Genomic DNA, 17,537 nt, shown 5'->3' with positions numbered 1-17,537 from the left:
CTACCGATCCCGGCTCGGATATGTAAGGCCTCCGGGTACCGAGGTGGCCCGGCCCTTGCCGCGATTCCAGTAAGCGAATTATCGTCTTTGGCACATTAGAGCTCGAAATGTTCCCTCTGCCATGATGTTTGATTACTGATCAGTATGCCGGCCTCTGCTGCTCAGGCTATTAGGAGCGCAATGATCAACAAACGAAAGCTGACGGTACTCGGCGCAGCAATAGGAGTCGCACCTTTCCTGGCGGTCTTGTTCCCGGCCGGTCTGGCGAACGCACACGGTTACGTTTCGTCGCCGCCGAGCAGGCAGGCCCAATGCGCGGCAGGCACCGTGTCCTGCGGCCCGATCAAGTACGAGCCGCAAAGCGTCGAGGGACCGAAGGGCCTGCGCACCTGCAACGGCAATCTTTCCCAATTCGCCGACCTCAACGACGACAGCAAGCCGTGGAAAGTGACCACGGTCGGCCAGTCCGCCACCTTCACCTGGACGAACACCGCCCGGCACAGCACCTCCAATTGGGAGTACTACATCGGCAGCACGCGAGTCGGCGTCGTCCCCGGCAATAACCAGCAGCCCGGCCAAACCGTCACGCACACCGTGAATTTCGGCAATATCACCGGCCGCCAAAAACTCCTGGCCATCTGGAACATCGCCGACACCGCCAACGCCTTCTACTCCTGCGTCGACCTGAACATCGGCGGCACTCCGCCCACGACAACCCCCACCCCCACCACGACGACCACCCCACCCACGACAACAACGGCGCCGCCGACAACCACAACGCCACCCACAACCACCCCACCCGGCTCCCGCCCATGGACCGTGGGCACCAGCTACACGGCAGGCAACGAGGTCACCTACGACGGCCTCCGCTACATCTGCCTCCAGTCCCACACCGCGAACCCCGGCTGGGAACCCCCGAACACCCCCGCCCTGTGGCAAAAGATCTGAGCCACCCCGCATCCCGGACCTCGACCCCACGTCGAGGCCCGGGACGGCTGCCTGCCTAGGGCCGGGTCAGTGCGGCGTAGCGGGCGAGGTGGTGGTCGGCGGTGCCGAATTCTTGGTCGATGGCGGTGAGGCGCTTGAAGTAGTGGCCGATGGCCAGTTCTTCGGTCATGCCCATGGCGCCGTGTAGTTGGACGGCGTTCTGGCCGATGAAGCGGGCGGCTCGGGTGACGGTGACCTTGGCGGCGGAGACCGCGCGGGCGCGGGTCGGGGTGTCGGCGTGCAGCGAGTAGCTGGCCAAGTAGACCGCGGCGATGGCTTGTTCGAGCTCCATGTACATGTCGACCATGCGGTGTTGCAGGACTTGGAAGCTGCCGATGGGCTGGCCGAATTGCTTGCGCTGCTTGACGTAGTCGAGGGTGTCGGCGAGCACCTTGCGCATGCAGCCGACGGCCTCGGCGGCGATGGCCGCGATCGCCTCGTCGACGGTCGGTTCGATGGCGACCCAGGCGGTTCCTTCGACACCGAGCACGGCGTCGGCGGGCAGGGCGAAGCCGGTGCAGATGATGTCGCTCGCGACGCGGTCATCGATGGTCCGATAGGAGTGCACCTCGACGCCTGCGGGCGGGTTGTCCGCGTCGAAGTCGGTGCAGAACAACGAGATACCGTGTTCGTCGCGGCGACTGCCTGCGGTGCGTGCGGTGATCAGCAGGTGGGTCGCCAGTGGCGCACTGGTCACCACGGTCTTCGTACCGTCGATGATCCACGCATCACCTTCGCGCCGTGCGGTAGTCGACACATCGTGCAGCGTCTGGCCCGAAGTCGGTTCCAGCGCGGCGAAAGCGGTGCGCACGTCGCCGGACACGATCTGCCGCAGCAACGCGTCGGCGCGCTCACCACCGGACCGGTTCAACAATCCGGCGCCGACGACGACGGTGTCCACGAACGGCTCGACCACGAGCGCCCGCCCGAGTTCCTCGGCGATCACCATCAATTCGACCGGGCCGCCGCCCATCCCGTCGACCCGTTCGGGCAGGGTCGCGCCCAGAATGCCGAGTTCGTCGGCGAATCCGCGCCACACCGCGGGCTGCCAGCCGGCGCCGACCTTCGCCGCGGTGCGACTCTTCGCCAGTTCGTATCTGGCGCCGAGGAATCCGGCGATCGCGGTGCGGAGCAGCTCCTGCTCGTCGGTAAGGGTGAAGTCCATCAGAGCCCCAATGCTGCTTTGGCGAGGATGTTTCGCTGAATCTCGTTGCTGCCCGCGTAGATCGAGCCCGCGCGGTCGTTGAAGTAGCGCAACGGCGCGACGGCCTGCCACGCCGCACCGCTGCGGTAATCGTCGGTCGGCGGCGTGAATTCCGCGATCGGACCACCCGGTTTCGTGGCATGCGGCTGGTACACGCGGCCACGCGGACCGGCGGCCGTCAACGCCAGTTCGGTCAGTTTCTGACTCAGCTCGGTGGCCAGAATCTTCAGCATCGAGGACGCCGGTCCAGGGTTGTGGCCCCGTGCCATCGCCGAAATCGTGCGGTACTCCAGGATTTCCAGCACCTCGGTGCGAATCCGTGCCTCGGCCAGCTGTGCCGCGAACGCCGGATCATCGATCAGCGAATTGCCGTCCGGCCCAGGCTGTTGGGCCGCCTCGACGGCGATCTCCTGTGCCATCGCCTGCAGGTACGGCGCCATCGACCCGCCGCGCTCGTGCACGAGCAGGTATTTCGCGACGGTCCACCCGTCGTCGATCTGCCCGAGCACATTGCTCTTCGGCACCCGGACATTGTCGAAGAAGACCTGGTTCTGCACCTGTTCACCCGAGGTCATCACCAACGGCCGAATCTCGATGCCCGGCGTGGTCATATCGATCAGCAGGAACGTGATGCCCTGCTGCTTCTTCCCGGATCGCGACGTGCGCACCAGGCAGAAGATCCAATTCGCCTCGGTCGCATGGGTTGTCCAGATCTTGCTGCCCGTGCACACCAGGTCGTCGCCGTCCTCGACCGCCGCCATCGTCAGCGACGCCAGATCGGATCCCGCCTCCGGTTCCGAATACCCTTGGCAGAAGAAGACTTCCCCGGTCAGAATCCCCGGCAGATAGAACGCCTTCTGCTCCGCCGTCCCGTACGCGATGATCGCGTGCGCCACCATCTTGATCCCCATCGGCGACAACGCGGGCGCCCCCGCCAACGTCGACTCCCGATTGAAGATGTAGTGCTGCGTCAAACTCCAATCGCACCCACCGAACTCCACCGGCCAGGCAGGCGCCGCCCACCCCCGCTCGTGCAGAATCCGCTGCCACGCCATGCTCGCCTCGTGGTCCGGATACACACTCGTCGCCAGCCGCCCCGCCCGCCGCAACTCCGGCGTCAACTTCGCCTCGAGGAACTCGCGCACCTCATCCCGAAACGCCAAATCCACCGCTGACCAGTCGTAATCCATCAGCCCTCCCAGAGGGTGTGCGCGCCATCGCATCGCTGTCGACTCGCAGGCCGAAACGCGACAAGAACCTATGTGTCACTCGCCACTGTAGCAAACTGATGTCGCCCGCCAGCACTTACTGGGGCGATTACTGAACGCTCCCTTCTCAGACCCTGATGAACTGCATCTATTTACATATATGGTCGGTTGGCTCAGCAGCGGCGGCGCCGCGGTCGGCCATGGACCGAACGCATCGCTTGGGCGACGCTGACGATCCTTTCGGGCTCGGATGCAGCCTGGATCACCCCGCCGGAGCGGGTGCGCCTCACCCATCGCCTTCGAAGGGCGGAAGCCGGCGACCTTGCTTACCTGACGAGTCGACGTGCACAGGTCCAGCGATTCCGCTGTCACCCATCGTCACTCGATGAACTCTCCGCCCACATCGTGCGATCGGGAACATCCGCCCTCACCGAGGCCGACCTGGCACGGCTAGGTTTGACCAGGGCCGCCGACCGACTCGACGGCTACATTCCATCCGATGCCCTCGGCCCCATCGTCGATGGCTTCGGCCTGTCCGCAGACGTGGCAGGCAACGTCGTGCTCCGAACGGTCACCACCGAGGACGCATTTGCCGACGAACAGCCGCCACGCGCGGCTATCGCCCTGGACCTGGCCGAATCGCTGGATACGAGAGAGCATGCGGCAGGGCTGCGGGATCTGACAGCACTGCTCGGAGATTTGAGCCATCGTGGGCGATGAGCACGATCGCCCGTTGTGGCAAATTCCCACTCCCGCAGGCGGGTGGGGACCTCCGTGGCCCCAGGTCGCCGAACTGGTCACCGTTCTGCCCGGAGATCAATGGACGTTGATCGGCGGATTGATGGTTCAGCTGCACACCATCCGAGCCGGATTCCCAGCGATACGCGCGACCGTCGATGTCGACATGGTTTTGCATATCGAGACGGGCGCAACAACTTTCGATCGCGCTCGGTGTGCGTTGAAGACATTGGGATATGAGTTGCAGATTCCGAGCCGTCGTCGAGCGCCAGTACACCGCTTCGTCCGTGGATCCGACCAGGTCGATGTCATGGTGGCCGACCATTTGGCACCGAGTCACTGCCCGGCGGTCGCAGGACGCCCGGTCTTTCAGGTACCGGCGGGAGCGTCGGCGCTACGCAAAACGGCCAATTGCGAGCTGGAGATCAGCCCCGGTGTCACTATCACGCTGAGTATTCCGGACGTGCTCGGCGCATTGATACTCAAAGGTGCTGCCTACCGCGAAGATCCACGAGATCGGGACCGACATCTCGATGACGCTGCAGTACTCGTCTGCGCCCTGACTACGCCGCGCGCCGAGGCGACTCGAATGGCAGGCAGCGATCGAAGCCGGATTCGGCTACTGGCCCAGCAGCTTTCGGATCCAACCCATCGGTCGTGGCTACTGGTCCCCCGAGAGTTCCGTCAGCGTGGCTTCGATTCATTACGTTTCCTCGCTCGCCAACCGGCTCAGAACGTCGAGGTACGCCGCCTAGGCAGCAGTCGCTAGACAGGGCGTCTAGCAGGGGTTGCGTTCGCCGATCTTGACTACCGACAGGACGGCGTCGCCCTCGCCGATCAGGACGCCGGGTGCGGGGGTTTGCGCGACTACGATCCAGTTCGCGTCGAGGACCTGCATGCGGCCTTTTCCGGTCGCATCGGTCGACCTCGAGTACCACACTCCACCTTCCTGGATCTTGTTCTGCGCGGCTTGCAGATTCATGCACACCACGTTCGGCATCAATGCTTGGGCGACCGGCGCCGGTCGCACAGGTGGTGCAGGAGCCGGCGGCGTCGGAATTTCCTGTCGGACGGTTGTTTTGGGGATAGCGACGGCCGGTGATGTGACAGCAGCGGAACTCATCGGTGCCGCAACCGATGCGGTCGCGGAGGAGGCAATCACCGCCTTACCGCTGACGGTGTCCGCCCCGCAGCCGGCGGCGACCACGACCAACCCGCAGATGCCCGCGATCATCATTCCCCGCGTCGATGCCCGCCTATTCCGCGCGACCGGGCACTCTTGCAGCGGCCCTTGCGGATTCGAATGGTGCGATCGGTCCGACATCATGTCGTTCCCTGCTCCCGTAATGAGTGAGGGGTCAACCGTACTTCCGAACACGCACGCGCCGTGTCGGTCAATCGCCGGACAAGCGCACGTGCCTGCGGTGGGCCGCTAACACCCCTCGAAAGCAGCCTTGAGGTACCCGGCGGATTGATAGACATAGTCGTATGCCCATCGCACGACGGACAGTCGCGGTTCCGGGTCGACGAAGAGAAGTTCACCGTCCCAACACTTTCCGAGGATGTAGCGGGCTCGGGAGATGTGTGGGGTGAACGTGACGACGATGACGCGGTGCCAGCCGCCCGCGCGCGCCAGGCGGGCGAGTTCGCGGCCTTCGCCTCGGGTGGTGCGGGGCGAGGGGTCGAAGCACACCACCTCGAAGCTGTAGCCGCCGTGGCAGATTCGGTTGATCATGGCGCTGTGCTCGTAGGGGTTGGCGACGAGGACGCGCGGGGCCAGGCCCTCGTGGGCGAGGCGGAGGGCTAGTTGTTCGCGGCCGTCGTGGGCTCCGCCGAGCACGAGAATGGCATCGGCGGGGACGGGGGTGTCGGTGCGCGGGCGGACGTAGACGGGCCACAGGGCGGTCACGGCTATGGCGACGACAGCGGCGAGGACCAGCCCGGTCCAGGCCCATCGGCGACGTCGCATCCGATCGATGCTAGCGGCATCATCGCAGGTCAGGGCGTCCAGCCCGATATATGTCGCCACATGTACACCTACCGTTGCCGTGACCCTTGCCTCGGTGACGTGGTGCGGCCACCGGCAGGGCTTATCAATCGATCATGCGATGCACAGTCTTCGGAACCGGGTACCTCGGGGCCACGCACGCAGCGTGCATGGCCGAGCTCGGGCATGACGTCATCGGGGTGGATGTCGACCCGGGCAAGGTCGCGAAGCTGTCCGATGGTGTGGTGCCGTTCTACGAACCGGGTCTCGAGGACGTGCTACGGCGCAACCTCGATACCGGCAGGCTGCGCTTCACCACCTCTTACGCCGAGGCGGCCGCCCACGCCGACGTGCATTTCCTCGGCGTCGGCACGCCACAGAAAAAGGGCGAGTACGCCGCCGACCTGAAGTACGTGCACGCCGTGGTCGACACGCTGGCGCCGCTGCTGGAGCGTCCGTCGGTGATCATCGGCAAGTCGACGGTGCCGGTCGGCACGGCCGCGGCGCTCGGCATCAGGGCCCGTGAACTCACCTCGACCGACGTCGAGGTGGCCTGGAACCCGGAGTTCCTGCGCGAGGGCTTCGCGGTGAAGGACACGCTGCGCCCGGATCGCCTGGTGCTCGGGGTGGATCGGGCGCGCGCCGCCGCGGGCTGGGTCGAGGACCTGGTGCGCGAGATCTACGCGGACCTGATCGCCGACGAGGTGCCGTTCCTGCTGACCGATTTGGCCACCGCCGAATTGGTCAAGGTCTCGGCGAATGCCTTTCTGGCAACTAAGATTTCGTTTATCAACGCGGTATCGGAAGTCTGCGAGGCGACCGGCGCCGATGTGACCATGCTGGCCGACGCGCTCGGCTACGACGCCCGCATCGGCCGCCGATTCCTCAATGCCGGACTGGGTTTCGGCGGCGGTTGTCTGCCGAAGGATATTCGGGCGTTCATGGCGCGTTCCGGCGAACTCGGCGCCGACCACGCGGTGGCATTCCTGCGCGAGGTCGACAACATCAACATGCGCCGCCGCACCAAAGTGGTGGACATGGCCGCGCGCGCCTGCGGCGGTTCGTTGCTCGGCGCGAATGTCGCGGTGCTCGGCGCGGCGTTCAAACCGGAATCCGACGATGTGCGCGATTCGCCCGCGCTGAATGTGGCCGGAATGATCCAACTGCACGGCGCGGTGGTGACGGTGTATGACCCTAAGGCGCTGGAGAATTCACGCCGGGTGTTCCCGACGTTGAACTACGCGACCTCGGTGGCGGAGGCGTGTGAGCGAGCCGACGTTGTGTTGGTGCTCACCGAATGGGACGAGTTCACGGCGCTGCGCCCGGAGGATCTGAATCGGGTAGTTCGGACAAAGTCGATCATCGACGGGAGGAATTGTCTCAATCGTGCCAACTGGCGAGCGGCCGGATGGGTGTACGCGGGTCTCGGCACACCGTAGAGTTGCGTCGCGAAGGCGGGGTCTACGGCCGGACGAATAGTCCTGCCGTATGCACAGACGCTCGTCGACGGTATGGTCCGGGGAGCGGGCCTTCGCGCTGGCTCGCATGTCGTGAAGTGTGAACGAGATGGGCAGCTGATGAGTTCGGTATTGGGAGTTTCGGTGGGGGCCGGCGCCGTCCGTATGGCGCGTCCGCACACCGCGAACCCCCACGGACACGTCGAGGCGCACTCGTTCGATCTGCAGACCATTCCGGTCGCCGAGCAGACGGTGGAGGAACTGGCCGCCGAGGCGATCGGCGTCACGCTGGAGACCACACCGGGCATCACCGCCACGGCCATCGCGTACCGCAGCGAGCAGCACGCGCGCGCGGTCCGGGCGGCCATGGCGCGCCAGCAGCTCACCAACTACGAACTCGTCCCCGAGGTCGTCGCCGCGCTCGAATTCGCCCAGTCCACCGGCGATATCCGCGGCATCTCCTCGCTGGTCGTCTACGACCTCGGCAGCTCCGGGCTCACCGTGAGCGTGGTCGACACCCAGTCGCGCGAGGTCCGCCACAGCGAGCGCACCAGCGATATCAGCGGCGACTACCTCGACTCGCTGATCCGCGAACAGCAGATCGCCTCCGGCCGGATCGCGCATCCGCCGGACGCCGCCGGCCTGGCCGCGCTGGACGGGCTGTGTCGCGAGGCCAAGGAACAACTGTCCACGAACACCGCGGTCGCGCTGCCCAGCGAGCAGGGCCTGGTGTTGCTGGCGCAGGAGAACTTCGAATCGCTGATCATGCTGGCGATCGAATCGTCGGCGCGGATGGCGCGCGACGTGATCACCCGCTCCGACCGGCCGGTGCACGGCGTACTCGCCATCGGCGGCTGCGCCCGGATTCCGCTGGTGGCCAGGGTGCTCGAACGCTGGATGGGTGTGCCGGTGATCGTGCCGGAGAGCCCGGAGACGGTGGTCGCCCGCGGCGCGGCGCTGCTGGCCCGGCCGGTGCTGCCGGAGCCCGTGGCCGCCCCCGCGACCCTCGACCCCGAGCTGTCGCCCGCGTGGTTGTCGGCCCCGCCCAAGCGCCGCAAGCGCGAGATCAGCGGCGCGGTGCTGACCGTCAGCGCGCTTGCTGTGGTCGCCGCGATCGGCCTCGGCCTCGGCTACGGCCCGCAGGTGCTGCAACGCGATTCGCACAGCGAGGGCTCGCCCTCCGCGCCGACCACCACCTCGCCACGCACCACCAACCTGGCCCCGCAGATCGCGGTCGCGCCCGCCACCCCGACCGAGTCGGCCGCGGAATCGGTCGCCGCGCCCCCGCCCCGCCGCCAGACCACCACCGATCCGCCGCCGCCCGCGCCAGGCCCGAACACCATTGTCGTGCCCGGCCTTCCGCCGATCGTGGTGCCGACGATCCCGCCCGAGGTGTTCCCGTTCCCGCCGCCTCCGCCGCGCTGACCGTTCGAGGCAGCTCGCGTTAACGCGAGTTGAACAGTCGAGAAGTCAGCTGTGCGCTCGGCCATAGGGACTGCGCGGTAACGAGGCGCACATCCTTTGACCTCCCGACATCGCAGGCGATTCGCCGCGCGGGAAATCAAGAGACGTCCGCCGATGATCGAGCGCGCGGAATCAGTTGCGCGCGTGCCGGGCCCGACGCGGCGGCTCGACGTGTTCCCGCCTGCCGAACGGCTTCGCGAGCACCACCGCGATGGCCGTGGTCAGCGGAACCGACAGCGCGAGCGCGATACCGCCGACGGACGAACGAGCGATCTCGATGGCCACCGCGTCACCGGTCAGCACATCGCGGATGGATCGGCCCGCGACACTGAACAACATCAGCAGTGGCAGCGCACCACCGGCATAGGCGAGCACCAGGGTGTACACCGTGCTCGCGATGTGGTCCCGCCCGACCCGCATGGCCGCCGTGAAAACCTCACGCCGAGTAGCCGACTCGTCGATCGCCGCCAACTCGAACGCGGCCGACGCCTGGGTGATGGTGACGTCGTTGAGCACACCGAGCGAGCCGATGATGAACCCGGCGAGCAACAGCCCGGTGATGCTGACATGCTCGATATAGGTGGCGACGTTGGTGTTCTGTTCCTCGGACAGCCCGGTGAGATGGGTCATCTTGATGGCGACCCAGGACAGCAGCGCCGCGACCAGCATCGAGGTCAGCGTCCCGAGCAGCGCCGAGCTCGTGCGCAGGTTCACCCCGTGCGCGAGATACAGCACGGCATAGAGGATCAGCGCGCCGGCGACCAGCGCGACCGGGATCGCGGGTTTGCCGTCCAGCAGCGCGGGCAGCAGGAACATGACCAGCACCGCGAAGGCGAACACCAGCCCGAGCAGTGCGCGCAGCCCACGCCAGCGCGCCACCACCACGACCACCACGACGAACACCGCGACGATCAACAACAACGGCATGCCGCGCGAGTAGTCCTCGAACGAATACATCGGCGTGCCGCTCGGATCCGCCTGCCGCACCACCCGGATCTTGTCGCCCGCGTGCAGATCGGGTTGCCCTGGGCCAGGCGGGATTTCGAACAGCGTCTTGTTGCCCTTGTGCGGCCCGGACTCGATGTCGACCAGGCTGCGCTGACAGGTGTAGGGGCTGTTGCGCGGCACGTCCGGCTTCTCCACGAACACCTTGCCGTTCGAGGTGCTGCCGCACGGCCCGATGTCCTGCATGACCACCGTGCCCGCCTCGGTCTGCACCGCGCCGCCGCCCGCGTTCTGCATCGGCAGCGGAATGTCGATGTGCTGATTGCTCGGCCATAGCAGGACCGCGCCGAGTAGCACGACGGCTCCGATGACGGTGAGCAATCCGACGACGACGCGGGCGGCATTCTCACCGATCGCGATCGGACCGGAGTGGTCGTGGTGATGGTGATGCTCGGTCATGGCTGCGCGGGGCTCCTACCCTGTAAGGAACGGCTGTTCAGCCCAAGTCGGCTGCCCGCAGCCGAGCTTAAAGGATTTCATTTTCAAAAGCGGCGTGGCGACCGGAAAGGTCGGGCCGGAGTCGGCGCGATGGCCGGGGAAGGGTTCGGAGGGGGCGGCGGAGAGCAGGGGGATGTCTCCGCCGCCCACAGGCCGGCGGCCCAGGGGGGTAGGCGGCCGGACCCGAGACCGGGTTAACCCAGGGGGGTAGGCAACCCGGTCGGGCACTCGAAAGTGCCGAGTCCTACTGTACACAAAAGTACTTCTAATGCGCTAGCTAGTCTCCAAACTTCGCATATATCCGTACATTCGGTCTGTTTATGAGCTAGAAGCGGGGCGACTCGACGACCGCTCCGCGTCCGCGCAACCTACTGGCGATAGCTCGACAGAAAGTTGCCGAACCGCTCGATGGCCACCGCGAGGTCCCTGGCCCACGGCAGCGTGACGATCCGCAGGTGATCATGCTCCGGCCAGTTGAAGCCGGTGCCCTGCACCATCAAGATCTTCTCCTGCAGCAGCAGATCCAGGATCAGCTTCGAATCATCATGGATCTCATGGACATTCGGATCCAGCCGGGGGAACGCGTACAGCGCGCCCTTCGGCTTCACGCAGGACACACCGGGAATCATGTTCAGCCGCTCCCACGCGACATCGCGCTGCTCGAGCAGCCGCCCGCCGGGCAGGATCAGATCCTCGATGCTCTGATGACCGCCGAGCGCGACCTGAATCGCATGCTGCGCAGGCACATTCGGGCACAGCCTGGACGAGGCGAGTAGATCGATGCCCTCCAGCAGGCCGGACGCGTGCTCCTTCGGGCCGGTGATGGCGAGCCAGCCTGCGCGGTAGCCGGCCACCCGATACGCCTTGGACAGCCCATTGAAGGTGAGGCACAGCAGATCTGGCGCAACCGAGGCCAGCGAAATGTGCTTGGCGTCGTCGTAGAGGATCTTGTCGTAGATCTCGTCGGCGAGCAGCAGCAGCTGATGCTTGCGCGCAATATCGGCGAGTTGCTGAAGAATTTCCGCAGAATATACGGCGCCGGTCGGATTATTCGGATTGATCACCAAAAGCGCCTTGGTTTTGTCGGTGATCTTCGATTCGATATCGGCGATGTCGGGCTGCCAGCCGCTGGACTCGTCGCACAGATAGTGCACCGGCGTGCCACCGGCCAAACTGGTCATCGCGGTCCACAGCGGATAGTCCGGCGCGGGGATCAGCACCTCGTCGCCGTTGTCCAGCAGCGCCTGCATGGTGATGGTGATCAGCTCGGAGACACCGTTACCCAGATAGACGCTGTCCACCTCCAACTCCGGGAAGCCGGGCACCAGCTCGTAGCGGGTGACGATCGCACGCCGGGCGGACAGGATGCCCTTGGATTCGGAGTAGCCCTGGGCATACGGCAGCGCCGCGATGATGTCGCGCATGATCACATCGGGGGCCTCGAACCCGAACGGGGCGGGGTTGCCGATATTGAGCTTGAGGATCCGATGCCCCTCGGCCTCCAGCCGTGCTGCCTGCGCGTGTACCGGTCCACGAATCTCGTAGACGACGTTCTGCAGCTTCGTGGACTGCTCCAGAACACGCGGCGGGCGATGCGGTAGATGACTTGGGCTCACGGTCCTATGGTGCCACCCGTCGCAAGAGGATAAAGCCCCGCTTGTCATCAATTGCCCGTATTTCACTGCGCCGATGCGGACGAGCCCGGCGCGGAATCCGGCGATGTGATGAGGACCTCAGGAAGCGGGGTTGCCAGGCGGTATCCCTTTCGCGGCCGTCGCACCGCAGAATTCTTCGATTCGCTCGTCCAGGAAACGCGCCTCGACCGCGTCCCGGAAGTCCGGTCCCGCGATCCGCCTGCGCACCCCGGTGAGCCGCTCCTCCAGCTGCGCGATGCGCTTGTCCTCCGCGAGCCCGAGCACCGGCCGCAGCGCCTCGGCGGCACCATCGAGGCTGCCGTTGATCAGGTGTGCGGCCGCGCAGTCGACCCGGGCCAGCGACTCGGCGCCATAGGAGCGTTGCTCCGACGGCCCACTCGTGTACAGCTCGATGGCGCGCTGGGTGGCGGCCAGCGCGGGCCCGGCCTGACCGAGGTGGATGTAGGTCGCGCCCGCGTAGTACTGGGCCTTCGCGTCGCTGAACCCGAACACCCCGCCGACTTCGTCGTGCAGCGTGTCGGTCTCGGGCACCTCACGCGCGTCGTCGGCGGCCCGGATGCAGCGGTCGGTGTCGGACGGGCTGCCCAGCCGCGACCAGATCCGCGCCTCGATATTGAACAGCCGCACCTTCGCCGTCGCCGACTCCGCGTACTGGTGACCGCTTTGCGCGAGCAACACCCCGCGCCGCGGCCGCTCCGCCTTGTACTCGATCAGCGCGTGCATGCCGCGGGTCCAAGCGCGTAACCCGTTGTGCCCGCACAGTTCGGCATAGGCCCACGCCGCCCTGGCCTGTTCGCCCGCTGCGTCGAAGTAGCCGAGATCGGTACTCGCATTGGCCAGCAGACCCGACAACGTGCCGGCCAACAGGTACAGGTGGCTGGTGTCGACGGGGCGCTGATGGCCCTCTAGCAGTCGGTACACCCGGCGCCGCACCCGCAGCATCTCGACCATCATCGGCACCGGAGGAACATGCACATAGTCGTTCGCGATGCGCGTGACGTCGGCATCGAGCTGTTCCAAGGTGGTCGCACCCACATTTGTGCTCTCCGCCTGGCCGGCGTGCTCGCTGGCCTCATGGGCAGCCGCCATGATCAGATCCCTCTCCGAAATCGCTGCTAACGCATCGCCTCTCATCGCACCGGCGTCTATGAGAGCCAAAAGGTCCGCGTCGCTCGAATATTGGACGCGCGCCGAGTCATCGGCGGGCGCATCGATTCCAGGCGGGGTCGGTCGGTCGGCCATCGATTGATCGATCATTGCCGCAAACCGTGCCCGCACAACGTCGTCCGACCTGGCCAGGGAGGTATCGAGAGCGGCTTGATTGATCGGACGTGGATGGACCCGGACGCCGCCGGCCTCCCACTTCGACACCAGGCGTTCGTGTACCCCGAGGTGGGCCGCGAACTGCCGGATGCTCATGCGCTTGGCATCGCGAAGGGCACGGGCCTCTTTACCTGACCATTGCCGGACCACGATGTCATCCCTTCCGAACGAACTCTTTCCCAGGGTACGAGGGGTTTGTGAGCTCGGCCATATACGAAACAGACCTGGTATCAGAAGAATCCGAAACGGTGGCTGGTGACAGAGGCAGCGGAAGGGCAGCAGAAGGCGGGCGTGCGGGCAATACCGCATCAGGGTCCGGACCGGGACCCTGGAGGGCGGGAGGCAAGGAGTTCGCCGTGAATGTGGAGAAACTCAGGACTGTTGACGATTGGGTGGCGTTCTATCGGCACGAGTTCGGGCTACCGGTGACCGAGCGTGGCGGCTTCGTCATGCTGCCGATCACCGGCCGCGTTTGCGTTGTCCACCTGCCTACCGCTCGTGCCGAAAAGGTGCGCGCCGCACTGGATCAGCAAGGGACCAGGGGGCCCATGCTGGCCAGGCAGATCCGGTGGAGCTTTCTGGCCGAACCGGACAGCAGGCCGGGAACGCAGGTATTGGAGGTGCTCAATCGTCTCGATATCGGCATTCCTGCCATCGGCAGTGCCGTGATGTTGCCGACCGGCCTCGGACGGTGGACCCGGGAAGGGTGCTTCTGGGTATCCCCGCCGAGGCGCGGCGACACGCTGCCACCGCTATCCGTCATCATCACGACGGCGCTGGCGGTGGGAGCGGGCGGCGGGGACTGATCACGCGCCGCGATCGGTTCCCGTTGCCGCTCGGCGCCGGACCGGGCCGAGTCCGCCCCTTTTTTGGCAGTCGACGGGGCGGACTCGGACCGGGCTTTCGACGGCCCGCGACATGACCGCGCAATCACGGCGCCAGCAGGCCGAACGCCGGGCAGGGACCGAAGCCAAGCTGATCGACGCGACGATTCAGTGCATCGTCGAGATCGGTTACCACCGCATGTCGGTGCGGGAGATCTGTCAGCGCGCCGGAGTGTCGCACGGCGGACTGTTCGGTCGATTCGACACGTTGTTCGACCTGATCGTGGCCGCCGCCGTGGAGGCGGGGCGGCGGTTGACCGCCGGGTTCATCGCCGCGATCGCCGAACTGCCGGACAGTGCCGACCTCGGCGCGATACTCGAGCTGCTGCGCGACAGTGCGCGCGTGCCGACGAACGCGGTCTGGATCGAACTGAACGTCGCGGCGCGCACCGATCCGGCGTTGGCCGCACACATGGCGGTTGCTCGCGCCGAATACCGGGCGGCCATCGTGGAGCACGCGGTCACATTGCCGGTGGCGGCCGGGGTTGCGCCCGAGGCCTTGCGCACGGTGGGATCGATTGCGCTGCAGTACTTCGACGCGAGCGCCGTCACCGATGCCGCATTCCCGACACCTGAACAGGACAGTGCCCAGTTGGCGGCGTTCACCACTATGGTGCGAGCCTATCTCGACTCGGTCCGGACCGACTGAGCCGCCTTTACTGTTGCGCAGCATTCAGCTGCAACTCGATCCGTCGACCGCGCGGCGGTGGCTCGATCTGCCAATTGACGAATTGTGCAATGGCGCAGTCGAACTCGCCGAGTTTCACGGGCGGCAGGTGCGGCGGCCGGCCGAACGTCTCGCCGAAACACCCACCGGGCCCGCACGATTCGACCGGGGTCGGTTCCGACAGAAACGCTACCGAGATTTCGCGGCGTCCACCGCTTCGTCGGGCAGCGGAAAGTTCAGGTAGGACTTCGACGGCGTCGGTCCGCGCTGCCCCTGGTACTTCGAGCCGGTGGTGGCGCTGCCGTACGGGTGCTCGGCCGGGCTGGTCAGCCGGAGCAGGCAGAGCTGGCCGATCTTCATGCCCGGCCACAGGGTGATCGGCAGGTTGGCCACGTTCGAGAGCTCGAGGGTGATGTGGCCGCTGAAGCCGGGATCGATGAAACCGGCGGTCGAGTGCGTCAGCAGGCCGAGCCTGCCGAGGCTCGACTTGCCCTCCAGCCGACCGGCCAGATCGTCCGGCAGCGTGCACACCTCGAGGGTGGAACCGAGCACGAACTCGCCCGGGTGCAGCACGAACGGCTCACCCTCGGCGGGCTCGACCAGACTGGTCAGCTCGTCCTGGCGTTGCGCGGGATCGATGTGGGTGTAGCGGGAGTTGTCGAATACCCGAAACATCCCGTCCAACCGCACGTCGATGCTCGACGGCTGGATCAGGCTCTCCAGGAGCGGCTCGACGCCGAGACGCCCAGCGGCGATCTCCGCACGGATGTCACGATCGGAAAGCAGCACGCCGAGCAGCGTAGCGCCTGCTCGTCCGTGCTCGGCAGCCGCGCCGTCGCTGGGCGGCCTTCGCCGCGCGGCGAAACAGCGAGGCCGATATTCTCGCATTCGTTCGGGCGCGGTGGCCCGCGACCGAAGGGATGTTCGCATGACCGAGGCTTCGCTGTTCGACCTGACCGGCCACGTGTCCGTGATCACCGGCGGCAATTCCGGCATCGGCCTCGGCTTCGCCCGCGGCCTCGCCCGGGCGGGCGCCGACGTGTGCATCGTCGGCCGCAACGCCGAACGCAATGCCGATGCCGCCGACATCCTGCGCGCCTATGGCGGTCGGGTGCTCGCGCTGTCCTGCGATGTCGGGGACGAGCAGCAGGTGATCGACACCATCGCCAGGACGGCCGACGAGCTCGGCCGGATCGACTCGTGTTTCGTCAATGCCGGTGTGCCGGCCGGTGCCTCGCCGTTCCTGGAGACCGATCTCGCCGAGTTCCGCCGGGTCACCTCGATCAATCTCGACGCCGCGTTCGTCACGCTGCGCGAGGCCGCGAAGGTGATGGTGACGCAGGGCGACGGCGGCAGCCTGGTCGCAACCGCCAGTCTCGCTGCCCGCCAGGGTGTTCCGCGTGGTCAGTCGTACGCGGCGAGCAAGGCCGGGCTGATCGCGATCATGAACTCCATCGCGGTCGAGCTCGGCAAGCACGGCATTCGCGCCAACGCGGTATTGCCCGGGTGGATCGAAACACCCATGACCGACGGCGTTTTCGCGTGGGACCGGTTCCGCGACCGGGTGCAGCCGCGTATTCCCGCGAAGCGCTGGGGGCGGCCGACCGATTTCGAGGCGGTCGCGGTGTACCTGGCGAGCCCCGCCAGTTCGTATCACACCGGGGACACCCTGCTCATCGATGGCGGCTACAGCATGTTCTGATCCCCCGTCCTCCCCGCCTCAGCGAATCCACAGCCACGAGGTGGGATCGTGGGGTGATGACCTCGAATCCCGTGCCCTGTCGCCATCGAGTTCCCCTGCTCGTTGTCTCGGCCGCAGTGCTTGCCATATTCGTGGTCGGCCTTACCAGCAACGTGCTGACGAAAAACGGACTGACCGCGATCGACTCGCCTCTCTCGAACTGGGCGATCACACACCGCAACGACACACTGACACCCATCGCGACAACGGTCAGCAACCTCGGTGGCCCCCTTGCCATGACCATCCTCGCGACGCTGGCCGTCATCACTTTCGGTTGGCGTGGCCGATGGCCGGAGACCGCATTGGTCGCTGCCACCGGCTTAGGCGCCTGGGCCCTGTCCGACGGCGGCAAACGCCTCATCGACCGCCCGCGCCCGCCCGCCATCCACCAGATCGTCCTCAAAACCAACCCGGCCTACCCCTCCGGCCACAGCCTTGGATCGATCGCCGTAGTCGGTATCGTCGCCATCCTGCTGATCCCACACCTACGCAGCCCGGTAACCCGTTGGATCGCCGCCCTTGCAGCCATCGCATTCATTGCCGCAGTGGGCTTTTCCCGCATCTATCTCGGCGTCCACTGGCCGACCGATGTCCTCGGCGGCTGGGCCGTCGGGGCTCTCTGGGTCATCATCTGCCTCGGTGGCTACCATTACCGCACCTGCAACGGTATCGGCCGAACAAATGAATACTCCGAGAATCCAGTTAATTCCCCTTGACAGATTTATGAATTCAGGGCGAGCCCACTGGGCGTAGGGTGATATGAGATGTTCGAACTTTGG

Annotated in this window: 16 protein-coding genes; 8 read left to right on the top strand and 8 right to left on the bottom strand. The window is 66.1% G+C overall.

The annotated features are described in order from the left end of the window. Positions 1 to 180 precede the first annotated feature (180 nt). Positions 181 to 948 (top strand): lytic polysaccharide monooxygenase, encoded by a 768-nt coding sequence (locus ABZ942_RS22225; RefSeq protein ID WP_357384855.1) that lies wholly within the window; start codon positions 181 to 183, stop codon positions 946 to 948. Positions 949 to 1,003: 55 nt separating this feature from the next. Here ABZ942_RS22225 and ABZ942_RS22220 read toward each other — a convergent pair whose 3' ends face one another. Together ABZ942_RS22220 and ABZ942_RS22215 are read right to left on the bottom strand one after the other, a co-directional pair. Continuing rightward, on the bottom strand, positions 1,004 to 2,152 hold the full coding sequence (locus ABZ942_RS22220) for an acyl-CoA dehydrogenase family protein (RefSeq protein WP_357384853.1): 1,149 nt from the start codon (positions 2,150 to 2,152) through the stop codon (positions 1,004 to 1,006). Next, positions 2,152 to 3,381, bottom strand: coding sequence for an acyl-CoA dehydrogenase family protein (locus ABZ942_RS22215; protein WP_357384852.1), 1,230 nt, complete (start codon positions 3,379 to 3,381; stop codon positions 2,152 to 2,154). Before ABZ942_RS22215 ends, ABZ942_RS22220 begins: the two co-directional genes overlap by 1 nt. 423 nt (positions 3,382 to 3,804) lie before the next feature. Here ABZ942_RS22215 and ABZ942_RS22210 point away from each other — a divergent pair, with 423 nt between their 5' ends. Then, positions 3,805 to 4,119, top strand: coding sequence for a hypothetical protein (locus tag ABZ942_RS22210; RefSeq protein WP_357384850.1), 315 nt, complete (start codon positions 3,805 to 3,807; stop codon positions 4,117 to 4,119). Positions 4,120 to 4,915: 796 nt separating this feature from the next. On the opposite strand, the gene ABZ942_RS22205 is transcribed toward ABZ942_RS22210, so the two are convergent. After that, entirely contained in the window at positions 4,916 to 5,119 is a 204-nt protein-coding gene (locus tag ABZ942_RS22205; protein ID WP_357384848.1) for a calcium-binding protein, read from the bottom strand. A 450-nt stretch (positions 5,120 to 5,569) separates the two neighbouring features. Further along, positions 5,570 to 6,106 (bottom strand): YdcF family protein, encoded by a 537-nt coding sequence (locus ABZ942_RS22200; protein ID WP_357384846.1) that lies wholly within the window; start codon positions 6,104 to 6,106, stop codon positions 5,570 to 5,572. A gap of 134 nt (positions 6,107 to 6,240) precedes the next feature. Here ABZ942_RS22200 and ABZ942_RS22195 point away from each other — a divergent pair, with 134 nt between their 5' ends. Both ABZ942_RS22195 and ABZ942_RS22190 read left to right on the top strand, forming a co-directional pair. Beyond that, positions 6,241 to 7,563, top strand: a complete 1,323-nt coding sequence (locus ABZ942_RS22195) for a UDP-glucose/GDP-mannose dehydrogenase family protein (RefSeq protein WP_357384844.1) — start codon at positions 6,241 to 6,243, stop codon at positions 7,561 to 7,563. Positions 7,564 to 7,701: 138 nt separating this feature from the next. Further along, positions 7,702 to 9,006: an Hsp70 family protein gene (locus ABZ942_RS22190; protein WP_357384842.1), complete on the top strand. Its 1,305-nt coding sequence runs from the start codon at positions 7,702 to 7,704 to the stop codon at positions 9,004 to 9,006. A 171-nt stretch (positions 9,007 to 9,177) separates the two neighbouring features. Here ABZ942_RS22190 and ABZ942_RS22185 read toward each other — a convergent pair whose 3' ends face one another. The 3 genes from ABZ942_RS22185 to ABZ942_RS22175 all read right to left on the bottom strand — a co-directional run bounded on the left by ABZ942_RS22185 (position 9,178) and on the right by ABZ942_RS22175 (position 13,232). Further along, positions 9,178 to 10,449, bottom strand: coding sequence for a YibE/F family protein (locus ABZ942_RS22185; protein WP_357384840.1), 1,272 nt, complete (start codon positions 10,447 to 10,449; stop codon positions 9,178 to 9,180). A gap of 407 nt (positions 10,450 to 10,856) precedes the next feature. Further along, positions 10,857 to 12,152, bottom strand: coding sequence for a pyridoxal phosphate-dependent aminotransferase (locus ABZ942_RS22180; protein ID WP_357384838.1), 1,296 nt, complete (start codon positions 12,150 to 12,152; stop codon positions 10,857 to 10,859). Positions 12,153 to 12,221: 69 nt separating this feature from the next. Beyond that, complete coding sequence (locus ABZ942_RS22175; protein WP_357384836.1) at positions 12,222 to 13,232, bottom strand: XRE family transcriptional regulator; 1,011 nt, start codon at positions 13,230 to 13,232, stop codon at positions 12,222 to 12,224. 590 nt (positions 13,233 to 13,822) lie between these two features. Here ABZ942_RS22175 and ABZ942_RS22170 point away from each other — a divergent pair. Next, entirely contained in the window at positions 13,823 to 14,272 is a 450-nt protein-coding gene (locus ABZ942_RS22170; RefSeq protein ID WP_357384834.1) for a hypothetical protein, read from the top strand. A 112-nt stretch (positions 14,273 to 14,384) separates the two neighbouring features. Beyond that, the gene (locus tag ABZ942_RS22165) at positions 14,385 to 14,999 is read left to right on the top strand and encodes a TetR/AcrR family transcriptional regulator (protein WP_357384832.1); all 615 of its coding nucleotides are present in this window, start codon (positions 14,385 to 14,387) and stop codon (positions 14,997 to 14,999) included. Between the two features lie 207 nt (positions 15,000 to 15,206). Here the strand turns inward: ABZ942_RS22165 and dcd are convergent, their stop codons facing one another. Further along, complete coding sequence (gene dcd / locus ABZ942_RS22160) at positions 15,207 to 15,806, bottom strand: dCTP deaminase (RefSeq protein ID WP_357384830.1); 600 nt, start codon at positions 15,804 to 15,806, stop codon at positions 15,207 to 15,209. Between the two features lie 139 nt (positions 15,807 to 15,945). Between dcd and ABZ942_RS22155 the strand changes: the two genes are divergently transcribed. Next, entirely contained in the window at positions 15,946 to 16,719 is a 774-nt protein-coding gene (locus tag ABZ942_RS22155; protein WP_357384828.1) for an SDR family NAD(P)-dependent oxidoreductase, read from the top strand. Between the two features lie 131 nt (positions 16,720 to 16,850). Further along, the gene (locus ABZ942_RS22150) at positions 16,851 to 17,474 is read left to right on the top strand and encodes a phosphatase PAP2 family protein (RefSeq protein ID WP_357384826.1); all 624 of its coding nucleotides are present in this window, start codon (positions 16,851 to 16,853) and stop codon (positions 17,472 to 17,474) included. Positions 17,475 to 17,537: the final 63 nt, after the last annotated feature.

The sequence above is a fragment of the Nocardia sp. NPDC046473 genome (genome assembly GCF_040645995.1).
In the GTDB taxonomy this organism is placed as follows: domain Bacteria; phylum Actinomycetota; class Actinomycetes; order Mycobacteriales; family Mycobacteriaceae; genus Nocardia.
This window is presented reverse-complemented; position numbering and strand designations above follow the sequence as displayed.

What these genes read in the sequence shown, in the direction of transcription:
- ABZ942_RS22225 (WP_357384855.1), top strand. Translation starts at nt 181, where the DNA reads ATGATCAACAAACGAAAGCTGACGGTACTCGGCGCAGCAATAGGAGTC.
- ABZ942_RS22220 (WP_357384853.1), bottom strand. Translation starts at nt 2,152, where the DNA reads ATGGACTTCACCCTTACCGACGAGCAGGAGCTGCTCCGCACCGCGATC.
- ABZ942_RS22215 (WP_357384852.1), bottom strand. Translation starts at nt 3,381, where the DNA reads ATGGATTACGACTGGTCAGCGGTGGATTTGGCGTTTCGGGATGAGGTG.
- ABZ942_RS22205 (WP_357384848.1), bottom strand. Translation starts at nt 5,119, where the DNA reads ATGAATCTGCAAGCCGCGCAGAACAAGATCCAGGAAGGTGGAGTGTGG.
- ABZ942_RS22200 (WP_357384846.1), bottom strand. Translation starts at nt 6,106, where the DNA reads ATGCGACGTCGCCGATGGGCCTGGACCGGGCTGGTCCTCGCCGCTGTC.
- ABZ942_RS22195 (WP_357384844.1), top strand. Translation starts at nt 6,241, where the DNA reads ATGCGATGCACAGTCTTCGGAACCGGGTACCTCGGGGCCACGCACGCA.
- ABZ942_RS22190 (WP_357384842.1), top strand. Translation starts at nt 7,702, where the DNA reads ATGAGTTCGGTATTGGGAGTTTCGGTGGGGGCCGGCGCCGTCCGTATG.
- ABZ942_RS22185 (WP_357384840.1), bottom strand. Translation starts at nt 10,449, where the DNA reads ATGACCGAGCATCACCATCACCACGACCACTCCGGTCCGATCGCGATC.
- ABZ942_RS22180 (WP_357384838.1), bottom strand. Translation starts at nt 12,152, where the DNA reads ATGACAAGCGGGGCTTTATCCTCTTGCGACGGGTGGCACCATAGGACC.
- ABZ942_RS22175 (WP_357384836.1), bottom strand. Translation starts at nt 13,232, where the DNA reads ATGGCGGCTGCCCATGAGGCCAGCGAGCACGCCGGCCAGGCGGAGAGC.
- ABZ942_RS22165 (WP_357384832.1), top strand. Translation starts at nt 14,385, where the DNA reads ATGACCGCGCAATCACGGCGCCAGCAGGCCGAACGCCGGGCAGGGACC.
- ABZ942_RS22155 (WP_357384828.1), top strand. Translation starts at nt 15,946, where the DNA reads ATGACCGAGGCTTCGCTGTTCGACCTGACCGGCCACGTGTCCGTGATC.